This window comes from Pseudomonas fluorescens NCIMB 11764, assembly GCF_000293885.2.
GTDB lineage: Bacteria > Pseudomonadota > Gammaproteobacteria > Pseudomonadales > Pseudomonadaceae > Aquipseudomonas > Aquipseudomonas fluorescens_B.
Map to the genome: position 1 here is coordinate 2,749,940 of NZ_CP010945.1, position 21,828 is coordinate 2,771,767.

20 protein-coding genes and 1 riboswitch are annotated in these 21,828 nt (G+C 61.5%); of the genes, 6 read left to right on the forward strand and 14 right to left on the reverse strand.

Annotation, left to right across the window (positions count from 1 at the left end; all coding sequences use genetic code 11):
• Positions 1-112: 112 nt before the first annotated feature.
• The 7 genes from atzF to B723_RS12610 form a co-directional block, all read right to left on the reverse strand.
• Positions 113-1,885, reverse strand: a complete 1,773-nt coding sequence (gene atzF, locus B723_RS12580; protein ID WP_017336946.1) for an allophanate hydrolase — start codon at positions 1,883-1,885, stop codon at positions 113-115.
• Positions 1,886-1,910: 25 nt separating this feature from the next.
• Positions 1,911-5,552 (reverse strand): urea carboxylase, encoded by a 3,642-nt coding sequence (gene uca / locus B723_RS12585; RefSeq protein WP_017336947.1) that lies wholly within the window; start codon positions 5,550-5,552, stop codon positions 1,911-1,913.
• A gap of 281 nt (positions 5,553-5,833) precedes the next feature.
• A complete protein-coding gene (locus B723_RS12590) occupies positions 5,834-6,475 on the reverse strand; it encodes an urea amidolyase associated protein UAAP2 (RefSeq protein WP_017336948.1) in 642 nt (213 codons plus the stop codon).
• Between the two features lie 11 nt (positions 6,476-6,486).
• Positions 6,487-7,212, reverse strand: coding sequence for an urea amidolyase associated protein UAAP1 (locus tag B723_RS12595; protein WP_017336949.1), 726 nt, complete (start codon positions 7,210-7,212; stop codon positions 6,487-6,489).
• A 12-nt stretch (positions 7,213-7,224) separates the two neighbouring features.
• Positions 7,225-8,013 (reverse strand): ABC transporter ATP-binding protein, encoded by a 789-nt coding sequence (locus tag B723_RS12600; RefSeq protein ID WP_017336950.1) that lies wholly within the window; start codon positions 8,011-8,013, stop codon positions 7,225-7,227.
• A complete protein-coding gene (locus B723_RS12605) occupies positions 8,010-8,825 on the reverse strand; it encodes an ABC transporter permease (RefSeq protein ID WP_017336951.1) in 816 nt (271 codons plus the stop codon). Before B723_RS12605 ends, B723_RS12600 begins: the two co-directional genes overlap by 4 nt.
• 15 nt (positions 8,826-8,840) lie before the next feature.
• Positions 8,841-9,908 (reverse strand): putative urea ABC transporter substrate-binding protein, encoded by a 1,068-nt coding sequence (locus B723_RS12610; RefSeq protein ID WP_017336952.1) that lies wholly within the window; start codon positions 9,906-9,908, stop codon positions 8,841-8,843.
• A gap of 62 nt (positions 9,909-9,970) precedes the next feature.
• Positions 9,971-10,071, reverse strand: a riboswitch (guanidine-I (ykkC/yxkD leader).
• Between the two features lie 277 nt (positions 10,072-10,348).
• On the opposite strand from B723_RS12610, the gene B723_RS12615 reads away from it, so the two are divergent.
• Positions 10,349-10,591 carry a hypothetical protein gene (locus B723_RS12615; protein ID WP_017336953.1) on the forward strand — a complete coding sequence of 81 codons (243 nt, stop codon included), beginning with the start codon at positions 10,349-10,351 and terminating at the stop codon, positions 10,589-10,591.
• Positions 10,592-10,758: 167 nt separating this feature from the next.
• Positions 10,759-11,217: a hypothetical protein gene (locus tag B723_RS32180; protein WP_017336954.1), complete on the forward strand. Its 459-nt coding sequence runs from the start codon at positions 10,759-10,761 to the stop codon at positions 11,215-11,217.
• Between the two features lie 117 nt (positions 11,218-11,334).
• Here B723_RS32180 and B723_RS12625 read toward each other — a convergent pair whose 3' ends face one another.
• Complete coding sequence (locus tag B723_RS12625) at positions 11,335-12,447, reverse strand: enoyl-CoA hydratase/isomerase family protein (RefSeq protein WP_017336955.1); 1,113 nt, start codon at positions 12,445-12,447, stop codon at positions 11,335-11,337.
• A gap of 132 nt (positions 12,448-12,579) precedes the next feature.
• Here B723_RS12625 and ung point away from each other — a divergent pair, with 132 nt between their 5' ends.
• Positions 12,580-13,272: a uracil-DNA glycosylase gene (gene ung / locus B723_RS12630; RefSeq protein WP_010462292.1), complete on the forward strand. Its 693-nt coding sequence runs from the start codon at positions 12,580-12,582 to the stop codon at positions 13,270-13,272.
• 149 nt (positions 13,273-13,421) lie between these two features.
• Here ung and B723_RS12635 read toward each other — a convergent pair whose 3' ends face one another.
• From B723_RS12635 to B723_RS12650, 4 genes are read right to left on the reverse strand one after another with little or no spacing between them, the layout of a single operon-like run.
• A complete protein-coding gene (locus B723_RS12635; protein ID WP_017336956.1) occupies positions 13,422-14,462 on the reverse strand; it encodes an AbrB family transcriptional regulator in 1,041 nt (346 codons plus the stop codon).
• A complete protein-coding gene (locus B723_RS12640; protein WP_017336957.1) occupies positions 14,455-15,969 on the reverse strand; it encodes a tripartite tricarboxylate transporter permease in 1,515 nt (504 codons plus the stop codon). The genes B723_RS12635 and B723_RS12640 overlap by 8 nt, the downstream gene beginning before the upstream one ends.
• A 1-nt stretch (position 15,970) precedes the next feature.
• Complete coding sequence (locus tag B723_RS12645) at positions 15,971-16,429, reverse strand: tripartite tricarboxylate transporter TctB family protein (protein ID WP_017336958.1); 459 nt, start codon at positions 16,427-16,429, stop codon at positions 15,971-15,973.
• Positions 16,430-16,488: 59 nt separating this feature from the next.
• On the reverse strand, positions 16,489-17,466 hold the full coding sequence (locus B723_RS12650) for a Bug family tripartite tricarboxylate transporter substrate binding protein (protein ID WP_017336959.1): 978 nt from the start codon (positions 17,464-17,466) through the stop codon (positions 16,489-16,491).
• On the opposite strand from B723_RS12650, the gene B723_RS12655 reads away from it, so the two are divergent.
• The 3 genes from B723_RS12655 to B723_RS12665 all read left to right on the forward strand — a co-directional run bounded on the left by B723_RS12655 (position 17,454) and on the right by B723_RS12665 (position 19,906).
• On the forward strand, positions 17,454-17,705 hold the full coding sequence (locus B723_RS12655; RefSeq protein WP_144425225.1) for a hypothetical protein: 252 nt from the start codon (positions 17,454-17,456) through the stop codon (positions 17,703-17,705). The two genes, B723_RS12650 and B723_RS12655, sit on opposite strands and share 13 nt — an antisense overlap.
• Before the next feature lie 151 nt (positions 17,706-17,856).
• Positions 17,857-18,528 carry a response regulator gene (locus tag B723_RS12660; RefSeq protein ID WP_017336961.1) on the forward strand — a complete coding sequence of 224 codons (672 nt, stop codon included), beginning with the start codon at positions 17,857-17,859 and terminating at the stop codon, positions 18,526-18,528.
• On the forward strand, positions 18,521-19,906 hold the full coding sequence (locus B723_RS12665; RefSeq protein ID WP_017336962.1) for a sensor histidine kinase: 1,386 nt from the start codon (positions 18,521-18,523) through the stop codon (positions 19,904-19,906). Before B723_RS12660 ends, B723_RS12665 begins: the two co-directional genes overlap by 8 nt.
• Positions 19,907-19,925: 19 nt before the next feature.
• Here B723_RS12665 and B723_RS12670 read toward each other — a convergent pair whose 3' ends face one another.
• On the reverse strand, positions 19,926-20,747 hold the full coding sequence (locus B723_RS12670) for an HDOD domain-containing protein (RefSeq protein ID WP_017336963.1): 822 nt from the start codon (positions 20,745-20,747) through the stop codon (positions 19,926-19,928).
• Positions 20,748-20,781: 34 nt separating this feature from the next.
• Positions 20,782-21,723: a YgfZ/GcvT domain-containing protein gene (locus B723_RS12675; protein ID WP_017336964.1), complete on the reverse strand. Its 942-nt coding sequence runs from the start codon at positions 21,721-21,723 to the stop codon at positions 20,782-20,784.
• Positions 21,724-21,828 lie beyond the last annotated feature (105 nt).

A 21,828-nucleotide genomic window follows, 5' to 3' on the forward strand; every position in this document is an offset into this window, starting at 1 on the left:
ATCGGTCGGGATCAGGTGCGATAGCGTCTGTGCGGACGCCATCGCGGGCAAGCCCGCTCCCACAAGGACTGCGCAAAACCTGCGGGAGCGGGCTTGCCCGCGAATCGTGAGATCAACCCCGATCTGTCAGATACGCCCGCCATCCACCCAGATGACTGATATTCACCGCACCTTCCAATCCATATGCCTCACAGATAAACCCGCTCTCCCAACGCCCATCCGCCAGTTGCACCTTGCCCAACCCCAGCGGCGCCGGAATCCCGGTCAGGAACGAACCCAGTTCACTGCTCGGCAACTCCCAGACCTCCACCGCAATCGCCACGCCGCCGTCCTTCACCCGAACCATCCCCGGACGAAACGGCGGACCACCGGCCAACGCGTAGAGCTGATAGTCCGGTGAGCTGAACGTCGACTCGACCAACGTCGCGCCGCGCCGCTTCAGTTGCCAGTTCAGTGCCAATCCATCCAGATGCGCACCGCACACCACCAACCGAGCGCGGTCATTACGGGCGACTGCCGAAGCGGCAGGCGCCTGCGAACGACGCTGAAACGCATCCGCCACGCTCAACAGATACTGGTCGGTAAACGCCCGGCCAAACAGCGTCACACCCCACGGCAAACCATTGCCCATGAACCCGCTCGGCACGGCGACGGCGGCGTAATCAAGCAGGTTCATGAAGTTGGTGTAGTAACCCAGTTCAGAATTGCGCAGCACCGGCTCAGCTTCAAGTTCCGCCAATGTCACCGGGCGGCCAATGGTCGGGGTGACCACGCAATCCAGTCCTTCCAGCGCCTTGTCGCACAGGGCTTTCAAGGCTTGCAGCCGATACTGCGCACGGAACGTTTGCACGCCGCTCACCGCTGGCGCCTTGGCCAGCACGGCACGAATCACCGGCAACACCGCTTGCGGGTTCTGCTCCATCAACTCACCGGCAACGCTGTAGCGCTCCGCCACCCACGGGCCTTCGTAAAGCAAACGCGCGGCTTCGAGAAACGGCGACATATCCAGTTCCACCGCTTCACCGCCCAACCCTTTGAGCTGATCGACGGCGTCTCCAAACAACAGCGGGCCTTGCGGGCAACCGAAGAACTCCAGGTCCTGCGCACGTGGCACACCAAAGCGGAAGGGACGCGGAGTGCCAAACGCCGAGCCGTCATTCCACAGCGGATTCCTGCGGCTGTATTCGTCCCGCGGATCAAGGTGTGCGGTGAGCGCCAGCAACTGGCTCGCTTCCCGCGCCGTCGCGGTAAACGTCGTGACGCAATCGAGCGTGCGACACGCCGGCACCACCCCCGCCGTGGAGATCAGCCCTTTGGTGGCTTTCATCCCCACCAGATTGTTCAGTGCCGCCGGCACGCGCCCGGAACCTGCGGTGTCCGTGCCCAACGAAAAACTCGCCACCCCCAGCGCCACCGCCAGCGAAGAGCCGGCGCTGGAACCGCCCGACGGATACTCCGGCAACACGCTGTTCGGGCAGGCGCCATACGGTGAGCGACTGCCATTGAGGCCAGTGGCGAACTGATCAAGATTGGTCTTGCCCAGCGGGATCGCCCCCAGCGCCAGCAACTGCTCGACGATGGTCGCCGACTGCTGCGGCACATAGGCAAACGCCGGGCACGCTGCCGTGGTCGGAATGCCCGCCAGATCGATGTTGTCCTTGATCGCGAACGGCACGCCATACAAGGGCAGGCTGTCGATGTCCCGACCGTCGAGCGCGGCGAGGTACGGTTCCAGTTCTTCAACACTGAGCAAGTGGATGAACAGGTGATAGTCCGGGTTCAGCGCCGCGGCTCTGTCGCGCAGGTTCAGCAGCAATTGACGAGGCGTGATGTTGCCGACGCGATAAGCACTGCGCAGGGCGTCGAGTTGTAGATTGATAGTCATGGCGTTAATCCTTTTTCAAATGGGTTCAGTCGAGTTCCAGCACCACGACGCGCTGTCCGGCGCGCACCGCCGAACCCGGTTGCACGCGGATCTCGCGCACCACGCCGGCCATGGGCGCGAGTAGCGGAATTTCCATCTTCATTGACTCCAGAATCACCAGGACATCACCGACGGCCACGCGGCTGCCGGTCTGCACCTGAACCTGCCAGAGGTTGCCGGCGATGTGGCTGTCGACGCTCATTTCGCCGCTGGCCAGCGCTGAATCTTCGGTCGTCTCCGAGACCGCTTCTTCACTGTCGAAATGCGCCTGGCCGCTGGCGATCCAGCGCTCGCGTTCGGCGTTGAACGCGCCTTGTTGCTGCTCGCGAAACGCGGCAATGGTCTCGGCTTCTTTCACCAGAAACGCCTGATAGTCCGCGAGGTTCAACTGGCTGTGCTCGATGTTCAGATCGAAACGCCCGAGGGGGAAATCCCGGCGGATGCGCAGCAGTTCATCGGCGCTCACCGGGTAGAAGCGGATCTGGTCGAAGAAGCGCAGCAGCCACGGTTTGCCATCGAACGCGGCGACCTCCCGGTAGCGGTTCCACATCTGCAAGGTGCGCCCGACGAACTGATAACCGCCGGGGCCTTCCATGCCGTAAACGCACATGTAGGCGCCACCGATGCCCACCGAGTTTTCCGCGGTCCAGGTGCGCGCCGGGTTGTATTTGGTGGTTACCAGGCGATGGCGCGGATCGAGCGGGGTGGCGACCGGTGCGCCGAGGTACACGTCACCCAGGCCCATCACCAGGTAACTGGCGTCGAACACGGTGCGCTGTACTTCGTCGAGGTTCGGCAGGTCGTTGATGCGGCGGATGAACTCCAGATTGCTCGGACACCATGGCGCGTCCTTGCGCACGGTAGTCATGTATTTATCGATCGCCAATTGGCAGGCCGGGTCGTCCCAGGACAGTGGCAAATGAACGATGCGCGAAGGGACTTGCAGGTCCTTGGCGGCGCACACCGCGTCCCATTCACCGGCGACGATACCGAGCAGATCGGTCAGCGACAGTTGCTCGGGTTGGTAGTGCACTTGCAGCGAGCGGATGCCGGGTGTGAGGTCGATGACACCGTGCAGGTGTTTGCTTTCCAGGGCTTGCATCAGGGCGTGGGCGCGGAAGCGCAGAACAAGGTCCAGTTCCGGTGCACCAATCTCCAGAAGCAAATGCGTATCGCCCGAAAGGCGTGCAACCAACCGCGTATCTCCCTGACCCAAATCCAAAACCACAGGCGACACAATCCCCTGTGGGAGCGAGCCTGCTCGCGATAGCGGTGTGTCAGTCTCATTGATGCTGAATGCACTGCCCTCATCGCGAGCAGGCTCGCTCCCACAGGGGGGATTCCATTTCAGGGCGAGAGTGCGGGCGGTCTGGAGATCGACGGGGAAGAACTGGACTTTGTCGCCAGCCTTGAGTTGCCCAAGCTGCCAGAGATCCGCCTCGATCACCGTCACCGGGCACACAAACCCGCCCAGGCTCGGACCATCCGGCCCCAGGATCACCGGCATATCCCCGGTGAAATCCACGGCGCCAATGGCGTACGGATTGTCGTGAATGTTCGACGGATGCAGCCCCGCCTCGCCACCGTCCGCACGTACCCATTCCGGCTTCGGCCCGATCAGCCGCACGCCGGTGCGGCTGGAGTTGAAATGCACTTCCCACTGAGTCGCGAAGAAGGTGCCGATGTAGTTTTCGGTGAAGTATTCCGGTGCGCCATGCGGGCCGTAGATCACCCGGATCTGCCGCACGGCAGGCAATTCAGCGATTTCAGACAGTTGCGAGCCGGCGCTTCGGTCGCTCAGGGCAGGCACATGCAATACGTCACCCGCGCGCAACGCCCGACCACCATGCCCGCCAAACTGCCCGAGGGTGAAGGTGCTTTTACTGCCCAGATAATCCGGCACTTGCAGCCCGCCGCGCAGGCACAGATAGCTGCGGGCGCCCGCACCGGCAATCGTCCCGAGGCTCAGTGTGGCCCCGGCCGGAATCAGCAGCGCTGTGTTCATTGCGACGATTTCACCGTTCAACGTCAACGGAATGACTGCGCCGGTGACCGCCACCACGGCGTCGCAATTGAAGCGCAGCAACGGCCCGCTCATGGTGATTTCCAGCGCAGCGGCGCCTTCGTCGTTACCCAGCAAAAGGTTGCCCAGGCGCAACGCGCGACTGTCCATCGGCCCCGACGGCGGCACGCCCACGGCCCAGTATCCAAGGCGTCCGGGATAGTCCTGAACACTGGTCTGCGTACCGGCGCTGAGTACTTCGAACGTGTTGGCCTGATAGACCAGATGTTCGAGGTAACGGGTCCACGGTTGACCGCTGGCGAAGGGCGCATCGAGCAAAATCTGCCGCAGGTAATCGCGGTTGGTTTCCACACCGTAGAGCAGGCTGTCGCCCAACGCCTGATGCAGATCGGCCCGCGCTTCTTCGCGAGTCGGCGCCCAACAAATGACTTTGGCAATCATCGGATCGAAGTACGGCGGAATCTCGCAGCCGGCCTCGACCCAGGTGTCGATGCGCAGCTGTTTGCCATCGGCGACGGGGAAATTCACAGCGGTCAACAAACCGGGGCTCGGCTGAAAATCCCGACCTGGGTCTTCCGCATACAACCTCGCCTGAATCGCATGGCCGGCGGCTTTCAAGCCTTGGCTCAACACGCTCAACGGCGGTAAATCACCGGCCGCCAGTTCCACCATCCAGCGCACCAGGTCCACGCCCCACACCTGTTCGGTGACGCCGTGCTCCACCTGCAAACGGGTGTTCACTTCGAGAAAATAGAAACGTCGGGCCTCGCTGTCGAAGACGAATTCCACGGTGCCGGCGCTGCGGTAATTCACCGCTTTCGCCAGTTTGATCGCGGCGGCACACAACTCATCGGCCATGCCATCGGGCAGGTTCGGCGCCGGGGTTTCTTCGAGGACTTTCTGGTTGCGGCGCTGCACCGAGCAATCGCGTACGCCGAGAGCGATCACTTCACCGCGACCGTCGCCGAACACCTGAACTTCCAGGTGCCGAGCGCGCTGGATGTACTTCTCGATGAACACCCCGGCGTCGCTGAAATTGTTCTGCCCAAGGCGTTTTACCGCTTCAAAGGATTCGCTCAACTCGGCGGCGCTGCGGCACACGCGCATGCCGATGCCACCACCACCGGCGGTACTTTTGAGCATCACCGGGTAACCCACCTGTTCACCGGCGATCAGCGCCGCGTCGAGGCTGTCGAGCAGCTCGGTGCCTTCGAGCATTGGCACGCCGTGTTGCTTGGCCAAGGCACGTGCGGTGTGTTTGAGGCCGAACACGCGCAGCTGTTCTGGGGTCGGGCCGATGAAAGCAATGTCGGCGGCTTCGCAGGCTTCGGCGAACGCGGCGTTTTCCGAAAGGAAACCGTAGCCGGGATGGATCGCCGTGGCGCCGGTGGCTTTGGCGATGGCGAGGATTTTGTCGACCGCCAGATAGGTGCCGGCCGCCGCGCCTTCACCGAGGCTGTGGGCTTCATCAGCGTGCAGAATGTGCAGGCTCGCGGCATCGGCTTCGGAGTACACGGCGACGCCGTTGACGTGCAGTTCACGCAGGGTGCGCAGGATGCGGCAGGCAATGGCGCCACGGTTGGCAATCAGGACTTTTTCGAACATGGCATAGACCCCGGAGGGGATGCGGGCCGTCCCGCAGTTTTTCGTTGGGCGCCGGGGTCGTCCCCGACGGCAAAAAACGTTCACTCAAAAACACCACCGCCCCCTGTGGGAGCGAGCCTGCTCGCGATGGCGTCGGAACATTCAACATCGATGTCGACTGTCACACCGCTATCGCGAGCAGGCTCGCTCCCACATGTTTCAGTGGTGTTTTGGCTGTTTGAGGCATTGGCTGGAACGGGCCTGGCACAGGGCAAACAACCATCTGCGCAACCACACTAATTTCAGTTCCATACCAATAACTCCGCAGGCGTAGGGTTGTAGGCATTGCACGGATTGTTCAGTTGCGGGCAATTGGAAATCAGCACGATCACATCCATCTCCGCCCGCAGGTCCACGTACTTGCCCGGTGCTGAAATGCCGTCTTCAAACGTCAGCCCGCCATCCGCCGTGACCGGCACGTTCATGAAGAAGTTGATGTTCGGTCCGATGTCGCCCTTGCCCAGTCGCCCGTCGTGGACGCAGGCGCGAAGGTAGTTGTCGCGGCAGCTGTGCATGTAGCGTTTTTCCAGCGCGTAACGCACGGTGTTGCTCTCTTGCGCACAGGCTCCGCCCAGGGTGTCGTGGCGGCCGCAGGTGTCGGCGACGATGGTCAGCATCGGTTTGCCGAGGTTGGAATACAGCACGCTGCCGGTGCTCAGGTAGACGCTGTTTTGCCGGCGCAAGGTGCGTTGCACGTCGTAGCGTTCTTTTGGATTGGCGACGCTGTAGAACAAGGTATCGACGGCCTGGTTACCTTCCAGATCGAGGATGCGCAGGGTCTGGCCGGCCTTGACTTCCATCAGCCAGGGTTCACCGGCGGGGATGGTGGCGCGGTAGACCGCCGTTTCTGGATGCTTTTGAGCGGTGGCGATTGCGAGTGACATGGCAGCGATCCTCAGGCAAACAAACGGTCGGTGTTGATGAAGCCGCGCTCGTTTTCCGGGCGCGAGGTGCGGCAGTGTTCGGCGACGCTGGGGTCGGCGTTCATCCAGCTCAACTTCAAGGGTTTCGGCGCGTAGTCCGGTGACGGGTCCATCGGGTGTTGCAGCGCGGTGAGCACCACCAGCGTGTCCATCGGCGCGTACAACTCGATGTAGTCGCCGGCCTTGGAGTGGCCTTCGACGAAATGGAAATGGCCGGCCCCATCCACGTTCACGCGGCTGAACAGGTTTAGCGTCATCAGCAGATCCGACAGGCCCAACCCCCACTTGCCGAGTTCCACCAAGAGGTTGTCGGTGCCGTTGCGGAAGAAGCCGTTGCGCAGTTCCTGATAACGGCCTGCGCCGTATTTTTCCGCGACTTCCTCAGCGCAGAGCACGCCGCCGAGGCTGTCGCTCCAACCGCAGGTGTCGGCGGTGATTGCTGCCAGTACGCGGCCCATGTCCGAGTAGAGGCAATGGCCAGTGGTGAGCTTGGCGGTGTGTTGGCATTTGAGGCTGTCGGGCAGGTTCAGTCGTTCGGTTTTTTCATTGGCGTTGAGCAGCGTCAGGCTGACATTGGCACCGCCGCGCAGGTCGGTGAGGCGCAGCAGTTGGCCGCGTTTCAGGACGAACGAACGATGGCCGCCACCGGGGAGCATTTCTTCGGCGAAGGGCGGGAACAGTTGGGTCGAATCAGTCATGTGCAGATTCCTCTAAGCGATACGAAGCGTGCCTGCCAGCTCAGCCGGCAAGGCATCGACGGCGGCGCGGGAGGCGCGGCGGTCGCTGTTCAAAGGGATGTCGTAGGTGATGCGCGCGCCATAGGCGCCGGGGGCGTGCGGGTCGACGCGGACCTTGTCGAAGACCAGCAAACGGGTGCCGAGGCTGAAACCTTCGGACAGGTCATGGGTGACCATGAACACCGTCAGCTGCGTCTCGCGCCACAGCTCCAGGAGCAAGGCGTGCATGTCTTTGCGGATACCCGGGTCGAGGGCACCGAACGGTTCGTCGAGCAGCAACACGCGGGGTTTCATGATCAGCGCCTGGGCGATGGCCAACCGTTGTTGCATGCCGCCGGAGAGCTGCGCCGGGTACTTGTCCAGCGAGTGGCCGAGCCCCACTTTGTGCAGCAGCACCGAGGCCTGTTCCCGCGCCTCTTTTTTAGCGCTGCCGAACAACCGCCCAAGCAGCGGTGAGTGTGGCAGTTCGAGGCCGAGGGCGACGTTGTCGAGCACCGTCAGGTGCGGGAACACCGAATAGCGCTGGAACACCACGCCACGGCTCGAATCCGGTTCTCCGGCCAGCGTTTGACCGTCCAACAAAATCTCGCCGCGACTGGCGCGCTCCTGACCGAGTAGCAGTCGAAGGAAAGTGGATTTGCCACAACCCGATGCGCCGACCAGGGTACAGAACTCACCCTCGTTGACGTTCAGGTTCAAGCCTTCGAGCACCACTTGATCGGCGTATTGCTGCCAGACATTCTTTACCGTGATGAAACTCATGCGCGGGCTCCTTCATACCAGGGGAACGCGCGCTGGGTCAGGCGCTTGAGGCCCCAGTCCATCAGCCAGGCGAGCAGGGTGATCCACACCACGTACGGCAGAATCACATCCATCGCCAGGTAACGACGCACCAGGAAAATCCGGTAGCCGAGGCCGTCGGTGGAAGCGATGGCTTCGGCAGCGATCAGGAACAACCATGCCGAACCGAGCATCAGCCGCAGCGAGATCAGCAGGCGCGGCAGCAGTTGTGGCAGCACCACGCGCAGCATCAACGTCCAGGTTGAAGCGCCGAGGGTCTGGGCCTTGATCAGCAGCTCGACCGGAATTTCCCGGGCGCGCTGTTCCAGGTCCCGTGCCAGACACGGGGTGATGCCGATCACGATCAGCATCACTTTCGACAACTCCCCCAGCCCGAGCACGATGAACAGAATCGGCAGGATCGCCAGCGGCGGCACCATCGACAGCACCGTCAGCAATGGTGACAACGGCGCGCCGAACAGCGGCAACGTCCCGGCGGCGATGCCCAGGCACAGCCCGGCCAGCGCGCTGATACCGAGGCCGATGGCGAGGCGACGCAGGCTGGACGCGGTGTCTTGCCACAGCACGTATTCACCGGTGCGGCTGTCGGCGGTGAACGCCAGGCGCTTCACCGCGTCGGTCATCTGCACGGCGCTCGGCAACAGTTTGTCGTTGGGGTTGTCCAGCAGCCGTTCGGCCGAGCCCATGAAGTAGGCCAGCAGCACCAGGGCGAACGGCAGGATCACCAACAGCAGGCGACTCGGACGATCCGGGTGACGATTGATCAGGCGCATGGCCAGGTCCTCTTCTTACAGCTTGGCGTCGGCGGCCATCTGCACGTAACTCGGGTCGAAGCGCAGCTTGAGGTTGGCTTTGTCGCCGCTGGTCACACCATTGGCGAAGGCCATGCCGACGGCGCTGGTGTCCTTGGCGCCTTCACCGAGCAAGCCGTGCTGGAAGGAAAACTCGGCGACCTTGCGCATCGTTTCCGGCAATTGCTTGCTGGTGGAAAACGCCAAGGCTTCTTTGGGCGTGGCGAACAATTTGGTGGTGTCGAGTTGCGCTTGGAAACCTGCCAGGTCAGTGCCCGAGGCCTTGGCCATGTGTTCGAGGGCGGCTTTGCTGGCGGCGTTTTTCGCGTTCATCAACTCGACCACTTCGAACCACGCACCGGTCAGCGCTTTGCCCAGGGCCGGGTTGTCTTTGAGGGTGGCGCTGTTGACCACCATCATGTCCATGATTTCGCCGGGGATCTGGCTGGAGTTGAAGACTTCGGTCACGCCCGGTTTGGCCTTGATGTCCGAAAGCATCGGGTTCCAGGTAGTGACAGCGTTGACTTGATCCGTGTTAAAGGCCGCCGAGATGTCGGCGTCCGAAGTGTTGACCACTTTCAGGTCTTTCTCGGTGAGGTCCACCGAATCCAGTGCCCGGGCCAGCAGGTAGTGGGAAACCGACAGCTCCACCAGATTGACGTCCATGCCCTTGAGGTCGCTGACTTTTTTGCCGTCGCCCTTGAGCACGATGCCGTCGTTGCCGTTGGAGAAATCGCTGACGATCAGCGCGGTGCTGTCGACGCCACCGGCGGCCGGAATGGTTAGCGCGTCCATGTTGGTCATGGTGCAACCGTCGAACTGGCCGGCGGTGTACTGGTTGATGGATTCGACATAGTCGTTGAGCTGCACCACATCAATCTTGATGCCGTACTTCTTCGCCCATTTGTCGACGATGCCTTGGCTGCCGGCGTATTCCCAAGGCATCCAGCCGGCATAAATGGTCCAGCAGACGCTGAAATGGTCTTTTTGCGCAGCGTGGGACGAGACGCTCACGAAGGCTGCGAACGCAGCGGCGAGGAGGGCGGGTAAACGAAGCTTGAGCATGGGTGGTTCTCCAGTTGATCAAGGGCGGGCAGGAGTCAACGCGGCACCGTAAACGGTGGCTTGTCTCCCGGGCTTTTGTCCCGCCGTGTAACCTCAACTGGAGGTCGCCAACTCTCGGACCAGCCACTCGCGTCAGCGAGCCGGAACCCTAGTCAGCCATTGCAAATTGTGGTGCCGCGAACCTGTGATGACTCCTGCACGGGTTTGTTAAAGCGAGAGCCGTGCCAAGTCGGCCGAAGCGCTCTGGGCCGAGGGATTGCCTTTGGCCGGCTGAAGGGAAGGGCGGTTCGCTGCTTTGTGATGGTGCGTCCGTGCACTGAGATGCAGCGTGGCCGGCCGCTGATCCGAAGGTCTGCGAGCCCCGGCACTCGCCGCCGCGTTGCCAGTCAAAACAGGTGTCAGCCGGCCTGTATCGGCTGCGGGTCTTTCAGGAGGCCATCATGTTTCGTCGACTGCTGCTGAGTGTTGTGCTCGGTGTCGGGCTGTCCGGCTGCTATTACTACGCCGGCTCCTACGACGTGTATTCCACGCCTTACTACTACCCCGGCTATGCGCCGTATCCCTACTATTACGGCCCGCGCTACTACTATGGCCCACGCTTTTATGGCGGCTATCGCTACTACTATTGGGGCGGGCATGCGCCCCGTCATTACGGCGGTGGATATCGCGGTGGCCACCACTAATCAGTACGTGAATAGATGAAAAACCTTTCATCGGCGAGATGTTTCAACTTGTTGCAAGGCCGCACCAGATTTCGAAATCGATGTCTGATCCTTCGACAGTCACCGAATAATTGACTGTCGCTCGCCAGCGTCGCTGGTGTGGCTCACTCGCGGTCCAGGAGGCCGCCATGCTCCTTCAAAAAATGCTCCGTCGAATTCTTCTGATAGCTGTAGTGGGATTGTCTCTCGGTGCGTGCGTGCCCTATGCCGATGGAGGAGGCAGTTACTACAGTTCCGAGGTGTACACGTCCCCCGCGCCTTATTACTCCGGTGGCGGGCCTTACTACTCGAATGGCGGTTACTACACGTCCCCGCGCCGGTATTACGCACCTCCGGCACGCTACTACCAGCCAACACCGCGGTATTACCACCAGCCGCGGGTTTATCAACCGGCACCGCGTTATTACCAGCCGTCGCCACGAGGCGATTACCGGGCTCATCAGAGTCGGGGTTGGGACGGCAATGGCCGGGGCGGTTGGGATGGTCGTAACCGTGGCAACTGGAACAACGACAATCGCGGCGGCCATGGTGGACGCGATGGCCGGGGTGGACGGGACGGCCATGATGGGCGTGGCGGTCACCGGTAGCCTCCTACGAAACCTCAACAAAAAAGCGGCGCATCAAGCGCCGCTTTTTTTATGCGGGTCGAGTGGCTCGCCCGCGATAGAACTCTTGATACGGCTATTGCGGGCAAGACCCGGATTCTAGTACTCGGAAAGATCCGCCAACGGATGACGCCCCTCCCAAACCTTGTGAAAATGCGCCTCCACCACCGCATCCGGCACATTATTGATGTCTGGCCAATGCCAGTGCGGTTTCTGATCCTTGTCGATCAACCGCGCCCGCACGCCTTCACTGAACTCCGGATGACGGCAGCAGTTGAGGCTCAAGGTGTATTCCATCTGGAAAACCTGAGCCAGCGACATATGCCGGGCGCGGATGATCTGCTCCCACACCAGATGAGCGGTCAGCGGCGAACCTTCACTCATCGTCCGCGCAGCACGGCTCAGTAGCAGGTCAGTGCTATCACGCTGTTGGCTGATGGCCTTCCACGCGCATTGCACGTCACTGACGTCCAGCAGTTCATCGATCTGCTGACGACGCGGCAGCCACTGGGCTTCGGGCATCTGCGCGAGTGCTTCCTGCTGCAGGGCCTTGAGCAGACTGTTGAGCTGCATGGCCGTCTGTTCCTGCCAGTTCAATTGCAGCAGGCCTTCGATCAGCGCTTCCTGTTGTTCATCGAGCAGGAAACGGTCGGCGAGGTCCAGATCGATCGCATCCCGACCATTCATGTGCGCACCGGTCAGGCCAAGGAACAAACCGAGTTTGCCGGGCAACCGCGACAGAAACCAACTGGCGCCAACATCCGGATACAGGCCAATGCTGATTTCCGGCATCGCCAACCGACTGCTCGGCGTGACGATGCGGGTGCTCGCGCCCTGTAGCAGGCCCATGCCACCCCCCAGCACATAACCGTGGCCCCAGCAGATCAACGGCTTCGGGTAGGTGTGCAGGTTGAAGTCCAGTCGGTATTCCGCCGCGAAAAAGTGCGCGGCCAGCGGCGGTACTTCACCGGGATGCGCGCGACAGGCTTCCACCAGGCTGCGCACTTCGCCGCCGGCGCAAAAGGCCTTGGCACCTTTGCCGCGTAGTAACACGCAGACGATTTGCGGCTCCTTGGCCCAAATGTCCAATTGATCGCGCAGGGCGTTGATCATCGGCAAGGACAGGGCGTTCAGGGACTTTTCGGCATCCAGGCTGGCGACGCCGATGCGGGCGCCGTCGGTGCCGGTGAGTTCTTCGAAGTGCAGATTCATCGTGACCTCGATCGGGAATTTGAGCGTTCAGTATGATCGCAATGCAGGAAAGTGCCGGTTCCGTGTCTGATCAATTGACAAGCGTGCCGGGCTTTCCTAGGGTTCGCCCCATTGTTTTTACCGGATGTAACCATGACTGCTGACGACCGTATCAAACTCGAACCGGGCTGGAAGGAGGCACTGCGTGCTGAGTTCGACCAGCCCTACATGGCAGAGTTGCGCAATTTCCTGCAACAGGAACGTGCCGCGGGCAAGGAAATCTATCCTCCTGGACCGATGATTTTCAATGCGCTCAATTCGACGCCGCTGGACAAGGTCAAGGTCGTCATCCTCGGCCAGGACCCGTATCACGGCCCGGGCCAGGCCCATGGCTTGTGCTTCTCGGTGCAACCGGGCGTGCCGGCGCCGCCGTCGCTGGTGAACATCTATAAAGAGCTGAAGCGTGACCTGAATATCGACATTCCCAATCATGGCTATCTGCAGAGTTGGGCTGACCAGGGCGTGTTGATGCTCAATACCACCATGACCGTCGAGCGTGCCAACGCCAATGCGCACAAAGACAAGGGCTGGCAGTTTTTCACGGATCGGATCATTGAAGTGGTCAGCCAGCAGCAGCCGCACCTGGTGTTCATGCTGTGGGGCGCGCATGCCCAGAGCAAGCAGAAACTGATCGATGCGACCAAACATCTGGTGCTGACGTCGGTGCACCCGTCACCGCTGTCCGCTTATCGCGGGTTTCTCGGGTGCGGGCACTTCAGCCGGACCAACAAGTTTCTTGAGCAGAATGGCGAGACGCCGATTGAGTGGCGGTTGCCGCCGGTTTAGGCACGACAGAGGGCTTTTGTGGCGAGGGAGCTTGCTCCCGCTCGGCTGCGCAGCAGTCGTAAAATCCTGCAGATTTGATTTTACTGGGAGAATGCAGAGGACCGCTTCGCGACCCAGCGGGAGCAAGCTCCCTCGCCACAGGGATCGAGTCAGGGCTGCTCCGGCACCCGATTCCAATACTTGAACAACGGCTCGGCCAGAAACAATACAAACAACAACCGCATCACCTGCATCGCTGTCACCAGCGGCACCGACAATTGCAGGGTTTCCGCCGTCAGGCTCATCTCTGCAATCCCGCCGGGCATCATGCCCAGGGTCAGTGAACGCAAATCCAGATGTGTCAGCGCACTCAACCCAAGCGCTGCCGCCGTGGCGATCAACATCGTCAGCACTGTTCCGATCAAGGTCCGCCCCATAAACGAAGGCGCCCGCCGGAAAAACTGCCGGTTGAAGTGACAGCCCAGGCCGCTGCCTATCAGCCATTGGCCTATCTGGCTGCCGCCATGGGGCAAGCCGATATGCAAATCCCAACCAATGCTCACCGCCGCGCTCACCAGCAGCGGTCCGAACAGCCACGGATTGGGTTGACGAAGACGTTCCCAAAGCCAGGCCGCCAACGCGCCTGCCGGGAATAGAAGGGCCAGCCACCACCCGTTGACGGCCGTCGGATGAACGATGGGCGCGCCGTCGCCCAGCAAATACTTGAACGCCGCCGGCACACACAACACCACTACCAGCACCCGCAAACTTTGCCCGGCCGCTACGCGACTGAGCACGGCGCCATTGCGCGCGCCGAGGTTGACCATCTCCCCGGAACCGCCGGGCATGCTGGAAAAGAACGCGGTGGCGCGGTCCTCACCGGTGCGCCGCATCAACCAGACCCCGACGATGGCCGAGAGGCTGGTGACCAACGCACCGAAGAAGATCAGACCAAAGTGGCTCAGCACCTGCTCCATCACCACCGGGGTGAAGTGCAGGCCGATGCCGATACCGACAACCCATTGGCCGCACTTGCGGCCACCGGGGATTTCCGCCAATTGCCACGGTGTCAGACAGCGCACCAGGATGATCGCCAGCAACGAGCCGACCATCCATGGCAGCGGCCAGCCGACAAGGCTGGCCAGGTAACCGCCCAGCGCGCCGACCAGCGGCGTACCCCACCAGGCTTTGAAAGGTGTTCGATCAGACATCGACAATGGCGCGTTGAGCAGCCGAACGTTTACGCCAGATCCGCAGCAGTGGCATCAACAGCATGATCGCCGTCAGGACCCAGCAACCGAACGTGATCGGGCTCGACCAGAGGATTTCCAGCGCACCGTTGGAAATCGACAGGGCGCGACGCAGGTTCTGCTCCATCAAGCCTCCGAGGATGAAGCCCAGCAGGACAGGCGACAACGGGAAGTCCAGCTTGCGCAGGATGTAACCGAAGATGCCGATGCCGATCATCAGGAACAGGTCGAACGTGGTGGCGTGCACCGCGTAGACGCCGATCCCGGTGATGATGGCGATCACCGGCACCAGTGCCCAGTTCGGCACGGCGAGGATGCGGGTGAAGATGCGGATCATCGGGATGTTGAGGATCACCAGCATGATGTTGGCGACGAACAGGGAGGCGATCAGGCCCCAGACGATGTCGGGTTGCTGCTGGAACAGCAGCGGACCCGGGGTGATGTTGTACAGCGACAGCGCGCCGATCATCACCGCGGTGGTGCCCGAGCCTGGAACGCCGAGTGTCAGCATGGGCACCAGTGCACCGCACGCGGCACCACCGATGGCGGTTTCCGGTGCCGCGAGGCCGCGCATGTCGCCTTGGCCGAATGTGCCTTTGGTACCTGCAATGCGCTTCTCGGTCATGTAGGCCACGGCGCTGGCAAGGGTCGCGCCGGCACCCGGCAACACGCCCATGATGAAGCCCAGCAGACCGCAACGAATGTTCACCGCGAACACCGCCGAGGCTTCCTTGAAGTTGAACATCATGCGGCCGGTGGCTTTTACTGCCTCCTGACCGTGGTGGGTTTTTTCCAGCAGCAGGAGAATTTCACTGATGGAGAACAGGCCCAGCACCAGCACGACGAACTGAATGCCGTCGGTCAGGTGAATGTTATCCCCGGTAAAGCGGTACACACCGCTGTTGGCATCGATGCCGACGGTCGACAGAAAGAGACCGATCAGCGCTGCGATGAAGGTCTTCAATGGGCGATCACCGGCCATGCCTCCCAGGCAGACAATCGCGAACACCATCAGCACGAAATATTCCGCCGGCCCGAAGGCAATCGCCCATTTCGCCAGCAACGGGGCGAACAGCACCATGCCGCAGGTGGCGATGAACGCACCGATGAACGAACTCCACGCCGATAGCGACAGCGCCACACCGGCCAGGCCTTTACGGGCCATCGGGTAACCGTCGAGGGTGGTCATGACGGTGGAGGCTTCGCCCGGAATGTTCAGCAGGATCGAGCTGATCCGGCCGCCGTACTCGCAACCCAGATACACCGCCGCCAGCAGAATCAACGCCGACTCCGGTGGCAGCCCGAGGGCGAATGCGATCGGGATCAGCAACGCCACGCCGTTGATCGGGCCCAGGCCCGGCAACAGGCCAACAACGGTGCCGATCAAGGTGCCACACAGGGCGGTCACCAGGTTGTACGGGCTCAGCGCAACGCCGAAACCATGACCCAAATAGCCAAGAGTATCCATATCAGTTCTCCAGAACGTCGAGCACGCCCAGCGGCAGCGGTACGTCCATCAACTTGTCGAACAGCAGGTAAAGACCGATCGCCATCAGGCTGATGATGATCGCGCTGGGCAGCCAGCGGCCGCCGTACAGGCGCGCCATGGGGACGCCGATCAAGATGCTCGCGACAATGAAACCGAGCGGTTCGAAAGTGCCCGCGAATATCAGCAACAGCACCACGCAGATGCCGATTTTGGTCAGGGTTTCGCGGTCCATCGGCGGTTCGTCGGGGTTGTGCTTGATCGGTGCGGGACGGAACACCATGTACAACAGGGCCATGCCCATCAGCCCGAGCATCAGCAGCGGAAAGGCTCGAGGCCCTACAGGCTCGTAGGAAAAAGGCGCTTGGTACGGCCACGCCATCAGCGCCAGGCCGACACAGGCCAGCAACAGCACCGACGCAAAAATGCGTTGTAAGAGCATAGGAAACTCCTGTGCCGCAGCCCCACGGAACGGGGGCCGCAGCCGCTAGACAGAGGCGATCACTGAATCAGGCCGAACTCTTTGGCCAGCACTTTGTAGTCCGCGACCTGCTTCTTCACGTAGGTGTCCAGTTCCGGGCCGGTCATGGCGAACGGGAACAGTTCACGCTGATCGCGCAGCTTGGCGAACTCGGGGGACGCCAGCAGTTTGTCGAAGGAGTCTTTCCACCAGGCGTAGTCTTCATCGCTGACTTTTGGCCCGAGGTAGAAGCCGCGAACCACTGGCCAGACGATGTCGTAGCCTTGTTCCTTGGCGGTCGGGATGTCTTTCATTTCCGGCTCGTCCAGGCGTTTCTCGGCGAACACCGCCAGCAGGCGCATGTCGCCGCTCAGGATGTGAGGCATGGAGTCGGAGATGTCGGTGCTGCCGACCTGAATGTGGCCGCCGAGCAGGGCGGTGGCGATTTCACCGCCGCCTTCGAGGGCGACGTAACGCAGATCGCGCGGGTTGATTCCGGCGGCCTTGGCGATCAGCGCGGTTTGCATCCAGTCCTGGCTGCCGACGGTGCCGCCGGAACCGATCACCACTTTGCTCGGATCCTTCTTCAGGGCCTGAACGAGATCATCCAGAGTCTTGTAGGGCGAATCGCTTTTCACCGCGATGGCGCCATAGCTGGTGCCGACGGCGGCCAGCCAGCGCACGTTGGTTTCATCGAAACGACCGAACTTGCCCTGGGCCAGGTTCAGCAACGAACCGCTGGACCACGCCACGAGCGTGCCGGCATCGGCCGGACGCTGAGCGACCACCGCGTTGTACGCCACCGCGCCGACACCGCCGGGCATGTAGGTCACGCGCATCGGTTTGGTCAGCAGCTTTTCGTTGACCAGCGCGCTCTGCGCCAGTTTGCAGGTCAGGTCGAAACCGCCGCCAGGCGAGGCCGGGGCGATGCATTCCGGGCGTTTCGGCTCGGCCATCAGTTGGCCGGCAACCAGCATGCAGCTGGCGGCGAGGACGAAACGGCGCAGTGATCGGTTCATTGTTTTCTCCACGGGAGTTGTTGTTTTTGGGGATGTTTCAGATGCAGCGGTTTCGCGTCGCGCAGCCGGAAACGGCGCTGACGAGCGTAAACGATGGGAAGCGAGAAAAGGGGCGCGGCGGGAAAACCTGGAGCTGTGTGGACAGCATGGCGACGTACCTCGTTATTGTTCTTATTGGCGAAAACGCATCAAGGCGTTTTTCGGGAGCTACATTTCAAAGCACGGTCGATGGTTTGTAGTTGAAACCATTCGTGGGCCGACTGTAACGGTCGAACCTTTCACTAACCTTTCAATGGGCTTTCACGGTTTTCGGGCTTCACAGCGGCGGATGCGGCTGTAAACTCCGCGCCAAAGAATGGCGTCGAACATCCCTGAATGAGGTAAAGATCCATGCGTGTTCTGCTCGTCGAAGACCATCTGCAACTCGCCGAGAGTGTCGCCCAGGCGCTCAAGAGCACCGGGCTGACCGTGGATGTGCTGCATGACGGAGTGGCTGCCGACCTGGCCTTGAGTAGCGAGGAATACGCGATGGCGATCCTCGACGTCGGCCTGCCGCGCATGGATGGTTTCGAAGTGCTGGCTCGCCTGCGGGCCCGGGGCAAGAACCTGCCGGTGCTGATGTTGACCGCGCGCAGCGACGTCAAGGACCGGGTCCATGGCTTGAACCTTGGCGCTGACGACTACCTGGCCAAGCCTTTCGAACTCACCGAACTGGAAGCCCGGGTCAAAGCCTTGCTGCGCCGCAGCGTGCTCGGCGGCGAGCGCCAGCAGACCTGCGGCGTACTGGCTTACGATCTGGACACCCGGCGCTTCACCCTTGGCGAAGAATTGCTGACCCTGACCTCTCGCGAACAGGCGGTGCTCGAAGCGCTGATAGCGCGTCCCGGTCGGGTGATGAGCAAGGAGCAACTGGCTGCCCAGGTATTCGGTCTCGATGAAGAGGCGAGTCCCGACGCCATCGAAATCTACGTCCACCGCTTGCGCAAGAAACTCGACGGCCAACCGGTCGCTATCGTGACCTTCCGCGGGCTCGGCTATTTGCTGGAAAGCCGCGATGCATAAGCCCAGCAGCCTGCGCTGGCGGTTGTTGTGGAATCTGGCGCTGTTGCTGGTGGTGTTGATGCTGGCCAGTGGTTTGAGCGCGTACTGGAACGGGCGCGAGGCTGCCGACACCGCGTACGACCGGACCTTGCTGGCTTCGGCACGCACCATCGCCGCCGGGGTGTCCCAGCGCGATGGCAGCCTGAGCGCCGATGTGCCTTACGTTGCCCTCGATACCTTCGCCTACGACAGCGCCGGGAGGATTTTCTATCTGGTCCATGACATCAATCAGAAGTTGATCTCCGGTTACGAAAACCTGCCGCCACCGCCGCCGGGAACGCCGCGCACCGATGACTATCCGGCGCTCGCACGTTTCTACAATGCAACGTATCAGGGGCAGAACGTGCGGGTGGTGAGCCTGCTCAAACCCGTGAGCGAGCCGAACATGAACGGCATGGCGGAAATCCGCGTGGCGGAAACCGATGAAGCGCGCGTCAGCATGGCCCGTAGCCTGGCAGCAGACACGTTGCTGCGATTGGGCATGCTGGCGGTCGGCGCATTGCTGATGGTGTGGTTTGCGGTCAGTGCGGCGTTGCGTCCATTGGAGCGTTTGCGCACGGCGGTGGAAGAGCGTCAGTCCGACGATCTGCGGCCGCTGCCGTTGGTGGAAGTGCAGCACGAATTGTGGCCGCTGGTGCGTGCGCTCAATCACTTTACCGAACGTCTGCGTGGGCAGTTCGAGCGACAGGCGCAATTCATCGCCGATGCCGCCCACGAACTGCGCACGCCACTGGCGGCGCTCAAGGCCCGGCTTGAGCTGGGCCTGCGCTCGACCGAACCCGAGACCTGGCGCAACACATTGGAAACGGCGGCCCAAAGCACGGACCGCTTGACCCATCTGGCCAATCAGTTGCTCTCGTTGGCGCGAGTCGAGAACGGTGCGCGGGCGATCGCCGAGGGCGGCGCGCAGTTGCTGGACTTGAGTCAGCTGGCCCGCGAGCTCGGCATGGCCATGGCGCCGCTGGCCCATGCCCGCGGTGTGGCGCTGGCGTTGGAGGCGGACGAGCCGGTATGGCTGCGTGGTGAGCCGACGCTGCTGAACGAGCTATTGAGCAATCTGGTGGATAACGCCTTGGCCCATACGCCTTCCGGCGGCAATGTGATCTTGCGGGTCTCGGCGCCGGCGGTGCTGGAGGTCGAGGATGATGGACCGGGGATTCCACTGGAAGAACGCGACCGGGTGTTCGAACGCTTCTATCGACGTAACCAGCAAGTCGCCGGCTCGGGGTTGGGGTTGGCGATTGTCGGCGAGATTTGCCGCGCACACCTGGCGCAGATCAGCCTGCACGACGGTGAACAGGCGGGGTTGAAGGTGCGGGTGAGTTTTATCGCAGGGTAAGCTCCTCTCGCCACAACAATCAATAAAACATCGACCGCGATTCTTCCAGATCCCTGCACATCGCCTCGTTCTCCGGATCGATCCCCAGCCTCTTGAAGGCCGGCACGCTGAGCGGGTCGATACGGGCAATGGGATGGTCGGTGTCCTTGTGGCAATACAAACAGGCCACCTGCACCAGATCCACATAGTCGACGCGCTCGGACTCACGCTTGAAGTCCAGATACAACCCCGGCACCTGTACCAGCATTTCCGGAAACTCCCAGACCCGCAGTAGCTTGTCGCCCAGCAACGGGTGAATCTGGTCGATGACATGGTTGAGGCTGACCGGGTCCGACAGCAGTTCGTAGTGGTCTTCGGCGTAGGTCAGGATCGGCAGTACGCCAATCTGATGCACCAGCCCGCCGAGAGCCGCCTGATCAGGTTTGAGTTGCGTGTAGCTGCGGCACAGCGCGTAACTGATGCCGGCGATTTCCAGGCTTTTGCGCCAGACATCGCGCATCTTCTTTTCCACCACGTCGGAACGCGCGTGGAAAATCTGCTCCATGACCAGGCCAATGGCCAGGTTGCTGCTGTAGTTGACGCCCAGGCGCGTAATGGCCGTGTGCAAGTCAGTGACTTCCTGGGTTGCGCGCAGGAGTGGACTGTTGACCACTTTGATCAGGCGCGCCGACAACGCGGTGTCACGACCGATCACTTTGCTCAGGGTGCTGACACTGATTTCCGGGTCTTCAGCGGCCTTGCGAATCTGCAGGGCCACTTCCGGCAATGTTGGCAGAACCAGGTCATCGTTATCGATGGCCTCAACCAAATCCTGTTGGACCTTATCCGCCAGCTCACTCATTTCTTTTCTCTAGGTGTTGCGACAAGTGCTGCCGTTAACGCTGGATTTCACGATCGCGATCCAGTTCGTAAGGCAGGTCGAGCAAATGCAGGGCAGGCCCTTCGAGTGTGCCGAGGTGAACATCACCGCTTTCTGCTGCTTCGGCTTGCAGCACGGCCAGGAGTTCAATGTCTTGTCCGGTGTGTGCGGCGAGCACCACTTCGCCGATGGAACTGCCGTGGGTCGGGGAGAACAGTTGCGTACCGGGCTCAGGCAAATCACTGGCGTCCAGCTTCAGGCGATACAAGCGACGCTTGAGTTTGCCCAGGTACTGCATCCGCGCGACGATTTCCTGGCCGGTATAGCAACCCTTTTTGAAGCTCACGCCACCGATGGCTTGCAGATTGAGCATCTGCGGAATGAACAGCTCGCGGGTGCTCGGCATGACCTGGCCGATCCCTGCGCGGATCTGGCCCAGCAGCCATTCGTTGAGAGCGCCTTCGGTCAACAGGGCGGATAACCGGCTTTTGATGGCATCGGCCTGATCGGCGGTAATCCAGAGTTCTGCACGGTCTGGCGAAACGCGGACGGCGATCAGCCCGTCATTACGCGCGACGCTGTCGGTGTCTGCCGGCAGTTCCAGACCCAGATTGGTCAATGCAGCATCGCCATGGTCGATGCCGAAGCGGACCCACGCGGCGCTTTCATCCGTCAATTTGGATTTGGAGAACACCGCGTACTTTTTCAGGTCCGCCAATTGCGGCTCCAGCAGCTCGCTGGCCATGGCCATGAGCACGCCGTCGCCCTGCAGCAGGATGCGGAAACTCGACTGCATCCGGCCTTTCTGGGTGCAGCGGGCGCCGAGGCTGGCCTGGGTGTCGCTCAGGTAGTTGAGATTGCAGGTCAGTTGGCCTTGCAGAAATTTACCGGCATCCGCGCCGCGGACCGCGAGAACGCCTTCGTGAGACAGGGTGCAGAAAAAAGCAGAATCGGCCATGGGATATCGCAGGGTAAAAGAGTCTGGGGGACATCATAAGGGGGCGCCCATGAAATGGGTAGTTCACAAAAGCTCGGCAGTGCCCGACCAAAGCCGACTGTTCGA